Raw genomic sequence first — 6,828 nt, forward strand, 5'->3', positions numbered from 1 at the left:
TCATGTTCGATAATAAAACGAATAACTTTTGGAAATCGTTTAACTTTATACTGCTGTTAGTTGGAAGTGTGTTTATGGTAGCACCATTGTTTTGGATGGTGTCGACTTCTTTAAAATCTTTAGAAGAAATATATAACGGAGAATTTACGTTTATCCCGAGAAATATTCAATTTTCTAATTATAGTAATATTTTCGATATTGTACCGTTTGGTACTTATTTCTTAAATACGACAGTCATTGCAATTATTGTTGTACTTGCGAATGTATTTGTAAACGCCATGATTGCATATGCGTTTTCTAAAATACATTTTAAAGGGCGCAATATTTGGTTTTTTATTGTATTGTCAACGATGATGTTGCCTGGATTTGTAACATTAATCCCACAGTACGTTATTTTTGCTAAACTCGGATTAGTCAATACTTACTATCCGCTCATTATACCGGCGTTACTAGGTAGTGCGTTTAACATTTTTTTATTAAGACAATTTTTTAAAGGGATTCCTGATAATTACATAGAAGCTGCAAAATTAGAGGGCGCCAATCATTTTCAGATTTTTTATAAAATAGGTTTACCAATGGTACGTCCTGCATTGCTTACCGTTGCGATTTTTTCATTTAATGCGGTATGGAACGATTTTTTAGGCCCATTATTATATTTAAACGATGAAAGACTATATACGTTACAACTCGGTCTCCAAGTATTCCAAGGGCAGTCGACGACACAGTGGAACTATTTAATGGTCGGTGCAATTATTGTACTTTTACCCGTTATATTGTTGTTCTTCTTTTTACAAAAGTACTTTATCCAAGGTGCCAACATACTTGGCGATAAAGATTTGAAATAATCATAACTAGGAAGTGACAAAATGGCAGATTTATCGTTACAACACATTCATAAGCAATACGATAACAAAGGCCTTGAAGTCGTAAAAGACTTCAACCTCGATATAAAAAATGGGGAATTTATCGTGTTTGTTGGTCCATCTGGATGTGGAAAATCAACAACATTACGTATGATTGCGGGCCTAGAAGATATTACTTCTGGAAAATTATTGATTAATGGCCAAGAAATGAATAATGTGCTACCGAAAAATAGGGACATTGCAATGGTATTCCAAAACTATGCATTGTATCCACACATGAGTGTATTTGATAATATTGCTTTTGGTTTAAAGATTAAAAGGTTACCACGTAAAGAAATTCGTTCAAAAGTAGAAGAGGCTGCAAATATTTTAGGACTTGAACAGTTTTTAAAGCGTAAACCAAAAGCGTTATCTGGCGGACAGCGTCAACGTGTCGCTTTAGGGCGTGCGATTGTACGTGATGCGAGTATATTTCTAATGGATGAACCATTATCTAACTTAGATGCGAAATTACGCGTGCAAATGCGTGCAGAAATTATTAAATTGCATAACCGCTTAAAAACAACAACAATTTATGTAACGCATGACCAAACTGAGGCATTAACGATGGCTGACCGCATTGTTATTTTAAATAACGGTGAAATAATGCAAGTCGGTACACCAAAAGAAGTGTATAATTATCCAAACAACTTGTTTGTCGCGCAGTTTATCGGATCACCACCGATGAATATATTTAAATGTACATTTGATGGGGAAGCTGTGCATATAGGAGATAACACTATACTTCATTTACAAGATGAACAAGTTGAATTATTAAATGCGAGAAACTATAAAGATCAACTCCTATACTTTGGCATACGTCCTGAAGATATAAAAATCCAAACTCGTGTGGACGCATCTAAGTCATCAACACAAATAGAAACAGTCGTTCGTGTGAGTGAATTAATGGGGGCAGAATATATGGTGTATGCTGATTTAGAAGGCACAGATTTTGCTGCTCGAGTAGAAGCGGATCGTAATATTGAACAAGGTAATCGTATATATTTAAATTTTAATTTAAATAAAACACATTTCTTTGACTATAATAGTCTAGAAAAAATCGTTTAACCAAATTAAGTGAAAGAAAAAAGTTATAAAAAGTTTGGGTATGACACAACATGTGTATATAAATATATGTATTTGAATTCATTACTTTAAAGGTGGCCATTTTATGAAAGATTTATTTAAACTACTCAAACAAGGAAGTATCGCATCGCTCACCGCGTTAGAAAAAGTATAGCTGATCACCATTTTATCATGTCGGTGTTCGTTTAACTGGCTAACATATGACTGATTTCACGGCATGGCGAAAATCCGTAGATCTGAAGAGATCTGCGGTTCTTTTTATATAGAGCATAAATACATTCAATACCTTTTAAAGTATTCTTGGCCGTATTGATGCTTTGATATCTTGTCTTTCTTACTTTAATATGACGGTGATCTTGCTCAATGAGGTTATTCAGATATTTCGATGTACATTGACCGTCGGGATTCAGTTTAAACGCTTTAATTACTTTAGCCATTGCTACCTTCGTTGAAGGTGCCTGATCTGTAATCACCTTTTGAGGTTTGCCAAATTGTTTAATGAGACGTTTGATAAACGCATATGCTGAATGATTATCTCGTTGCTTACGCAACCAAATATCTAATGTATGTCTCATCAATACGCCATTTGTAATGGGCTTTTTTATGTTTTTTCTTCCAAATTTGATATAAAATTGGGGCATATTCTTGAACCCAACGGTAGATCGTTGAATGATGAACATTTACACCACGTTCCCTTAGTATTTCAGATATATCTCGATAACTAAGCGCGTATCTTAGATAGTAGCCGACGGCTACAGTGATAACATCCTTGTTAAATTGTTTATATCTGAAATAGTTCATACAGAAGACTCCTTTTTGTTAAAATTATACTATAAATTCAACTTTGCAACAGAACCCTTACAAGGATTTTACCAGTTAATTGCAGCAGTTGAAGCGGCAGATATCGAAAATATTTATTTATATAACAGAACACCAAGTAAAGGAGAGAAATTTACTGACGACTTAAGCGCAGTACTTAGTAAGGACATTAATATCGTCGCTTTAGATACGGTGGAGGAAGTAGTGGAGTCAGCTGAAACTATTGTCACAGCAACGACATCTTCAAATTAAATCATGAAGGGTTTTTGCAATCGTATTTTTTGTTTTAGATTGCAAGTATCTGTAATATTTTTATAAACTATATTTTTGGAGGAGATAATATACAATGACAATGAAGTAGGAGATTTTGGATTCATACTCGAAGAACGAAACTACGAGTACTGATGAAGCGGATGATGCGAGTCGACCCATAAAGTTCAAGAGGGTAGGTGATGCACAATGTTAGGCGCCGTTTTAACATTACTCTTAGGTATCATAATCATTCTCGCGATTATTGCTGCGAATGGTTATTTTGTTGCTCAGGAATTTGCATATATGTCTGTCGATCGTTCTCGTTTAAGTACACTTGCAGAAGAGGGGAATGGTGCGGCTAAAAATGCACTATCTGTAACGAGAAAAACTTCGTTCATGCTCTCAGGTGCTCAATTAGGGATTACTATAACTGGACTATTGATTGGTTTTGTTGCGGAACCTTTAGTAGGTAATAGTTTAGCTGTAATCTTAGGGACAGTATTGGCTTTAGCCTTATCTACAGTTGTCCAAATGATTTTTGGTGAGTTATACCCTAAAAACTTAGCGATTGCTAACCCTGAACCTTTAGCACTTGGTATGGCACGTTCTACAAACATATATTTAGCTATTTTTGGCTGGTTAATTACGATTAATGGTTAAAAGGTGCATCTGACTTTTGTCAGATGCACCTTTTTATGTGGAATAAAATAAATTATCACTAAATTTATATTAAGTTAGGGAGCAGTGTTTTAGGCACTCTCACTCTAACGGTGACTAAAGGATTAACGACCTGACTGATGCGAATGTCACAGCAGGCAGACAACAATCGATAGGCCATCTCATAGTCTTCCTTAAGTACAAGCGTTAGATGATCGACCGTATTTTGTGATGCAATTTTAATGGCTTCATCTAATGTTTTAGCTGATGCGATAAAGAAAAAAGCATCTGGACTTTCGACGATCGGGTTTAAAATTGATAAGCCTTCTACTTTAGAAGCTGTTAAAGTGACTTCACCATCAATTTCTACCCCGGTACCATCGAGTTCTCCATCACCCATTGTTGCATGAAGATCTCCCATAGCAAGTAAGCCACCATCTTGAAAAACAGGAAGGTAAAGAGAATTACCTGTAGTAATGTCAGTCGTATCCATATTGCCACCATGACAACCTGGTGAAGCAGTATGGATTTTATCTTCTTTTGTTGCCAGTCCGATGACACCAATCATCGGTTTAACAGGGAGGCATAGACGTTCGCTAAACTTCACGAATCCATCTTCAACCGGTAGAATTTTCGTCGAGTCCTTTTGTATAGTATCACCTAAGACACCGAGCCCAGTATCCGTCATCATAATACCAGAAGAACCAAGTTCTATATTATCAATATCAAGCTTAACCACATCACCGGCTTTCAAACCATTTATATAAATCGGACCTGTAGCTAGATTTATAATTGAACGATCAATATCCCATCTAGAAGTATGTTCATCTTGTACTTGTCCGCCGTAACAATCATGGGTTTCAACAACAAAGCGTTCCCCTAAATCAACAGACATCACAGCCTTTAAATCTGGTGTGAAATGATTTATTGTTTGATTACGTTCTAATTTTTTCATAAGTCCACCTACCCATTAAAATTACTGACATTATAACACTCAATAGGTTCAAGGTAATAGAGTTGATATGGACGACTATGTTAAACTGAATCAAGAAAAATTAAAGAAGGAGACTGATTTATGCGCCATCTATATAGATTTTCACTCGCAATAGTATTTAGTGTTGCAGGTTTTCTACACTTCAAACGAGAAGAAGGCTTTGAAAAAGTAGTACCGAGTTATTTACCATTCAAACGGTTCATTGTCCATGCGTCTGGATTAGCTGAAATCATATTTGGATTGTTACTTTTCTTCAAGCGACCGGGCAAGATACTTAAAAGTCTAATCAATGCTTTCCTACTTGCTGTCTTTCCAGCAAATATTTATATGGCTAGAAAGAAACTCCCACTTGGTACGATCGAACTACCTAAGCGGCTCCTTTACTTAAGATTACCACTACAGTTTGTATTAATGGGTATGGTTAAGAGAATATAGAGAAAGGGTGGATTCCATGCAGAAAAGAACCCTGGGCTTAATTACAGCGCCGGATTATGCTGAAGAGATTATCGATGATTTAATAGATGACCTTCCTAGACACCTAAAACATTACGTTAATAATGATGTGACATGGGAAATCGAGTGTCATGTTGATAGTTGGACGGGTGGTACGAACCGGGCGGATAGGGCAATAGAATGGACGAAAGCGGAGATGTCGAACAAGGGATGGGATTACGCGATTACTTTAACAGACCTTCCTTTATTTGATGGTAAAAAACCGATCATTGCTGAAGTTCATAGTGATGAGCATGTCGCATTTATTAGCTTACCTGGTTTTGGCTTTGCCCCAATGAAAAAGCGTGTCAGGGAGTCTATTCTTCAAATGATGAATGAAATCTATTATGGTAGTTCTGAAAGAGAGAGAAAAGAATCAGAGCAAACTCAGGAATGTAACGAAAAATCGAATGATGATATTCAATATCAAAGTTCAAAAAGTTTAATTGGGCAGAGATTTTTTGAAAAACTCTCTCCATTAGAACGTGAAACTTCAAATACAAAAAATAGTACACATGCAAGATTTACTGTTCAATCAGAGAAAAAAGGCTTACTTAGGATCATTTCAGGTATGATTAATGCCAACAGACCAATGAAGTTATTTAAAGCCTTTTTAAATATAGTTATCATTGCTTTCACAACTGGTGCTTATGCCTTAGTCTTTCCCACTATTTGGGGCTTAAGCACACATTTCAGTACAATTAGAGCAATCGTACTGATGTTTGTTGCGATATTATCCTTAGTTGCTTGGATTATTACCTCTAATAATTTATGGGAGAGTAAAGTAAAGGATGAACATGCTTTTCTAGGTAAACTATACAATGCAACAACGTTTTTCACATTATTGTTAACAGTAGTGATGTACTATGTACTGTTATTTGTTATGTTTATGGTTCTCACCTCATTATTAATTCCACCAAGTCAGGCTGAAGAAAATATGACAGTGAGTGCTGTAAATATTAGTTCCTATGCATATACAACATGGATTGCAACGAGTCTGTCTACAATTATTGGTGCACTAGGGTCTTCCGTTAATAATGAGGATGTACTTTTAAATAGTACCTATGGATATAGGCAGCAACAAAGACAACAAACAACTAAAGAAATTGAACAAGAAGCAGAGAATGATTGATATACAAAAACGAACGCCCCAGAGCAAAGCTCTGGGGCGTTCGTCTGTTAACTTATATTATTTTGACTCATACGACCAAGTCCACTGTTCCCCATCAGAGGCAAAGTGGTAAACGTATTTGTCATCTTCAATCTTAAAGTCATATGCACCAGATTTAACTGGATTTTCATCTAATACTTCCGGGTTGTTATGCACTAAATCAATTAGTTCCTCATCCGTATATTCATTTTGAGCTTCGTCATATGACCAAGTCCATTCTTCACCGTTAGACTTAAAGTCAAACTCATAACCATCATAGATAAAGTTATAGTGATAAGCACCATCTTTTAGTGGCGCAGCATCTAATGTTTTAGGTGCATAAAACGCGTAGCTTGCAAGGTTCTCATTTTCTGATGTGAAAAACCTACCATAGGGACCATGACCTGATGTCACTTAAGTTTACAGTTGAATAAAGTAAATTTTTCTCTGGGATATGAACATGTTCATATCTCAGT

The 6,828-nt window shown here is 35.8% G+C and carries 8 protein-coding genes and 1 pseudogene; 6 read left to right on the plus strand and 3 right to left on the minus strand.

What is annotated here, in order from left to right; genetic code table 11:
• Nucleotides 1-2: 2 nt before the first annotated feature.
• Both V6E76_RS10015 and V6E76_RS10020 read left to right on the plus strand, forming a co-directional pair.
• The gene (locus V6E76_RS10015) at nucleotides 3-845 is read left to right on the plus strand and encodes a carbohydrate ABC transporter permease (RefSeq protein WP_123808788.1); all 843 of its coding nucleotides are present in this window, start codon (nucleotides 3-5) and stop codon (nucleotides 843-845) included.
• 21 nt (nucleotides 846-866) lie between these two features.
• The gene (locus tag V6E76_RS10020) at nucleotides 867-1,970 is read left to right on the plus strand and encodes an ABC transporter ATP-binding protein (protein ID WP_247352484.1); all 1,104 of its coding nucleotides are present in this window, start codon (nucleotides 867-869) and stop codon (nucleotides 1,968-1,970) included.
• A gap of 203 nt (nucleotides 1,971-2,173) precedes the next feature.
• Here V6E76_RS10020 and V6E76_RS10025 read toward each other — a convergent pair.
• Nucleotides 2,174-2,789 (minus strand): annotated as a pseudogene (locus V6E76_RS10025) (IS6 family transposase).
• Between the two features lie 15 nt (nucleotides 2,790-2,804).
• Here V6E76_RS10025 and V6E76_RS10030 point away from each other — a divergent pair.
• Together V6E76_RS10030 and V6E76_RS10035 are read left to right on the plus strand one after the other, a co-directional pair.
• Nucleotides 2,805-3,059: a hypothetical protein gene (locus V6E76_RS10030; RefSeq protein WP_198687239.1), complete on the plus strand. Its 255-nt coding sequence runs from the start codon at nucleotides 2,805-2,807 to the stop codon at nucleotides 3,057-3,059.
• Nucleotides 3,060-3,266: 207 nt separating this feature from the next.
• Nucleotides 3,267-3,719 carry a CNNM domain-containing protein gene (locus V6E76_RS10035; protein ID WP_026866989.1) on the plus strand — a complete coding sequence of 151 codons (453 nt, stop codon included), beginning with the start codon at nucleotides 3,267-3,269 and terminating at the stop codon, nucleotides 3,717-3,719.
• A gap of 64 nt (nucleotides 3,720-3,783) precedes the next feature.
• On the opposite strand, the gene V6E76_RS10040 is transcribed toward V6E76_RS10035, so the two are convergent.
• Nucleotides 3,784-4,671 carry an acetamidase/formamidase family protein gene (locus V6E76_RS10040; RefSeq protein WP_247352486.1) on the minus strand — a complete coding sequence of 296 codons (888 nt, stop codon included), beginning with the start codon at nucleotides 4,669-4,671 and terminating at the stop codon, nucleotides 3,784-3,786.
• A gap of 120 nt (nucleotides 4,672-4,791) precedes the next feature.
• Between V6E76_RS10040 and V6E76_RS10045 the strand changes: the two genes are divergently transcribed.
• Entirely contained in the window at nucleotides 4,792-5,145 is a 354-nt protein-coding gene (locus tag V6E76_RS10045; RefSeq protein WP_247352488.1) for a DoxX family protein, read from the plus strand.
• Nucleotides 5,146-5,161: 16 nt separating this feature from the next.
• Entirely contained in the window at nucleotides 5,162-6,334 is a 1,173-nt protein-coding gene (locus V6E76_RS10050; protein WP_026866995.1) for an MFS transporter, read from the plus strand.
• A 57-nt stretch (nucleotides 6,335-6,391) separates the two neighbouring features.
• On the opposite strand, the gene V6E76_RS10055 is transcribed toward V6E76_RS10050, so the two are convergent.
• Nucleotides 6,392-6,766 carry a hypothetical protein gene (locus V6E76_RS10055; protein ID WP_247352490.1) on the minus strand — a complete coding sequence of 125 codons (375 nt, stop codon included), beginning with the start codon at nucleotides 6,764-6,766 and terminating at the stop codon, nucleotides 6,392-6,394.
• Nucleotides 6,767-6,828: the final 62 nt, after the last annotated feature.

It is taken from the genome of Jeotgalicoccus huakuii, from assembly GCF_036665975.1.
Classification (GTDB): Bacteria; Bacillota; Bacilli; order Staphylococcales; family Salinicoccaceae; genus Jeotgalicoccus; species Jeotgalicoccus marinus.

Bases quoted from the DNA above. Each gene is read 5' to 3' on its own strand.
- V6E76_RS10035 (WP_026866989.1), top strand. From the start codon at position 3,267: ATGTTAGGCGCCGTTTTAACATTACTCTTAGGTATCATAATCATTCTC.
- V6E76_RS10015 (WP_123808788.1), top strand. From the start codon at position 3: ATGTTCGATAATAAAACGAATAACTTTTGGAAATCGTTTAACTTTATA.
- V6E76_RS10020 (WP_247352484.1), top strand. From the start codon at position 867: ATGGCAGATTTATCGTTACAACACATTCATAAGCAATACGATAACAAA.
- V6E76_RS10045 (WP_247352488.1), top strand. From the start codon at position 4,792: ATGCGCCATCTATATAGATTTTCACTCGCAATAGTATTTAGTGTTGCA.
- V6E76_RS10040 (WP_247352486.1), bottom strand. From the start codon at position 4,671: ATGAAAAAATTAGAACGTAATCAAACAATAAATCATTTCACACCAGAT.
- V6E76_RS10050 (WP_026866995.1), top strand. From the start codon at position 5,162: ATGCAGAAAAGAACCCTGGGCTTAATTACAGCGCCGGATTATGCTGAA.